Below are 3,074 nucleotides of genomic sequence, written 5' to 3'. Positions count from 1 at the left end.
ATTTAAGCGAGGTTCACGCCGACCGCTTTCTTGAGCATCGTTTCAAGCACTGGAAGCCCGACTCGGGCGATCGATCGGCACTCCGCCGCTTGCTTTTGGCGTTACGGGAGAAAGGCTTAATACCAGCCGCGCTTCCGATTCAGCGCAGTGAGCACGAGAAGATCGTCGATGTATTCGGGCAATATCTCTCGACTGAGAGAGGGCTCGCCGCCGCGACAGTGGGGAGCCACAAGCTTCTGTCGCTTCGATTTCTCCGGGAGGTGTGTCCTTTAGGCGCAGACGGGTTTGCAGCGCTCACCCCGCAGATCGTGATCAGTTATGTCGAGCGACATGCGCTCGACGGTTCCGCCGACAGTGGCAAAGCCATGTGCGGGGTTGTGCGTGCCTTCCTGCGCTATTTGCATCTGAAGGGCTTAATCTCGACGGCGCTGGCCGACTGTGTGCCGTCCATCCGCCGCTGGCGACTTGCCGGCCTTCCAACATTCCTGGCGCCGGAGAAGGTGCAAAAGGTTCTCGATGCCTGCGATCGGACGACGGCAATGGGACGTCGGGACTATGCGGTTCTGATGATCCTCGCCAAGCTCGGTTTGCGCGCCAGCGAAGTTGCCACCCTCAATCTTGACGATATCGACTGGCAGTCGGGCACGATCCTCGTACACGGAAAGGGACGACGGCAAGCGACTATGCCGCTGCGTCACGACGTCGGAACAGCGATCGTCGCTTATATCCGACACGGGCGTCCAGCCTCGGCATGCCGGCGAGTTTTCCTGCGAACACTCGCCCCGCACGTGGGTTTTACATCTGGCAGCGCCATCACGTGGATCGCCAAGCAAGCACTCGAACAGGCAGGCATTGAAGGCTATGCGCATCACGGTGCCCATCTTTTCCGCCACAGCCTTGCGACTGACCTTTTGCGGTCGGGCGCCAGCTTCGCCGAGATCGGCCAACTGCTCCGCCATCGAAGCATCGACAGTACAAGAATCTATGCCAAGCTCGATATTGAGAAGCTGCGTGAACTGAGCCTACCCTGGCCGGGAGGTGTCCAATGAGCCGGCTTCGCACCGCGTTTGAGCGCTACATCGGCATGCGCCAAGGGCTGGGATATAAATATGACGGTCCGGCAAAACGATTGTCGGAGTTCGTCGCTTTCATGGAAGCCCGCGGCGCCGAGACCATCACGAATGATCTGGCAATGAAGTGGGTCACCTCGATGGGCCGGCAGCCGAGTTGGTCAATTCGACTGGTTGATGTGCGATGCTTTGCCCAGCACCTCAGCCATTTTGATCCTTTGACGGAAGTGCCCCCGAGCGACGCTGTAGCGCCGGCACGGCGGACAAAGCCCTACATCTATAGCGAGATCGAGATTCAGACACTTCTGGCGGCAGCACTGTCGTTGCCGCCTGCCAACGCCCTGCGGCGCTGGACATATCACTGCCTGTTCGGGCTGATAGCAGTGGCCGGACTACGCCATTCCGAAGCGCTCAGCCTGCTCCGGGCCGATGTCGATCTCGACCAGGGCGTCCTCACCATCCGAGAGACAAAGTTTGGCAAGTCACGGCTGGTGCCGCTGCATGCCACGACAATTGCTGTCCTTTCAGGCTATGCCGCCCGACGCGATGCACACCTTGGTACACCGCGCAGTCCCTACTTCTTCGTCGCCGAACAGGGCGGCAGATTGCTGCATCAATACGTGCACCGCGTGTTCTGGCGACTATCCCGGCAAATCGGATTACGGCAGGAGGGGAATCGCGATGGCCCACGGATTCATGATCTTCGTCACCGTTTCGCTGTCCAGACCCTGATCAACTGGCATCGCGCCGGCGAAGATGTGGAACGCGAGCTGCCGGTTCTCTCGACCTTCCTCGGCCATGCCAATGTTCGCGACACCTATTGGTACCTGTCCGCCACGCCGGAACTGATGAACCATGCCGTACGGCGATTGGATAAGCGCTGGGAGGTTCGGTCATGAGACGCACGAACGACCTGGCGGTGCTGATCGAGCGGTGGTTTACGGATCGGCTCATGAAGCATCGAGGTGTAAGTTCCAACACCATTGCCTCCTATCGCGACACCTTCAGGCTGCTGTTTGCGTTCGCACAGACGCGCCTTGCGAGATCCCCGTCTCAGTTGAGTCTGCGGGATTTGGACGCTCCGTTCATCGGCGCATTCCTGGAAGACCTTGAGACTCAAAGAGCCGCCTCAGTGAGGACCCGGAACCTGCGCCTCACAGCCATTCGATCTTTCTTCCGATATGCGGCGTTCGAGGAGCCGGCACATAGCGCCCACATTCAGCGTGTGCTTGCGATCCCCAGCAAGCGAGGCGACAAGCGGCAGCTTCAGTTCCTGACCAGGCCCGAGATTGAGGCGATCCTGGACTGCACAGATCGAAGCACGTGGTTGGGACGCCGCGATTACACCCTGCTATTGCTGGCCGCGCAAACGGGGCTGCGGGTCTCGGAGATCACCGATCTCGACCGAGACTCGGTAATGCTCAGCCGCGGCGCGCATGTGCAATGCGTCGGCAAGGGCCGCAAAGAGCGAAGTACGCCGCTCACAAAGGTTGCACAGCAAGCCCTCCGATGTTGGCTCAAGGAACCAGGAAGGCGAGGCGCAACGGCTCTTTTTCCAAATATGCACGGTGGCAGGCTCAGCGCCGACGGCGTGCAGGCGCTGCTGAACAAATATGTCGCCAAAGCCCGCCATCACTGCGTCTCCCTTCGCTCAAAGCGGGTGTCGCCCCATGTCTTGCGGCACTCCGCTGCCATGGAACTGCTACATGCAGGCGTCGATTGCTCAGTTATTGCCCTGTGGCTGGGCCATGAGGCGATGGAAACGACGCTGACCTATCTTCATGCACATCTTGAACTGAAGGAATCCGCACTCGCAAAGCTGAAGCCGTACGAACGCGCTAAGGCCGAGCGATTTCGACCGAACGACCGGCTTCTGGAATTCCTGAACGCCCTCTGAGCATCAGAACTATGCCGAGTGTCAACCACCAGCGCCCGGCCGAATTGGCCGGGAATGCGCGGTGTAACGTCCTCATCAAAAGAAGCACTCGGCATAGTTCGCCGGTC

Annotated in this window: 3 protein-coding genes; all 3 read left to right on the top strand. The window is 59.6% G+C overall.

Going from position 1 to position 3,074, the window contains the following annotated elements; translation table 11 throughout:
- Positions 1–1,049, top strand: a 1,049-nt coding sequence (locus RGCCGE502_RS34245; RefSeq protein ID WP_016558824.1) for a site-specific integrase, incomplete at its 5' end; no start/stop codon positions are given.
- Positions 1,046–1,969, top strand: coding sequence for a tyrosine-type recombinase/integrase (locus RGCCGE502_RS34240; protein WP_016558823.1), 924 nt, complete (start codon positions 1,046–1,048; stop codon positions 1,967–1,969). The genes RGCCGE502_RS34245 and RGCCGE502_RS34240, both read left to right, overlap by 4 nt.
- The gene (locus tag RGCCGE502_RS34235; protein WP_016558822.1) at positions 1,966–2,967 is read left to right on the top strand and encodes a tyrosine-type recombinase/integrase; all 1,002 of its coding nucleotides are present in this window, start codon (positions 1,966–1,968) and stop codon (positions 2,965–2,967) included. The genes RGCCGE502_RS34240 and RGCCGE502_RS34235 overlap by 4 nt, the downstream gene beginning before the upstream one ends.
- Positions 2,968–3,074 lie beyond the last annotated feature (107 nt).

It is taken from the genome of Rhizobium grahamii CCGE 502 (genome assembly GCF_000298315.2).
In the GTDB taxonomy this organism is placed as follows: Bacteria; Pseudomonadota; Alphaproteobacteria; order Rhizobiales; family Rhizobiaceae; genus Rhizobium; species Rhizobium grahamii.
The sequence above is the reverse complement of the archived record's forward strand: the minus strand, read 5'-3'. Positions and strand labels throughout refer to the sequence as shown.

What these genes read in the sequence shown, in the direction of transcription:
- RGCCGE502_RS34240 (WP_016558823.1), top strand. Translation starts at nt 1,046, where the DNA reads ATGAGCCGGCTTCGCACCGCGTTTGAGCGCTACATCGGCATGCGCCAA.
- RGCCGE502_RS34235 (WP_016558822.1), top strand. Translation starts at nt 1,966, where the DNA reads ATGAGACGCACGAACGACCTGGCGGTGCTGATCGAGCGGTGGTTTACG.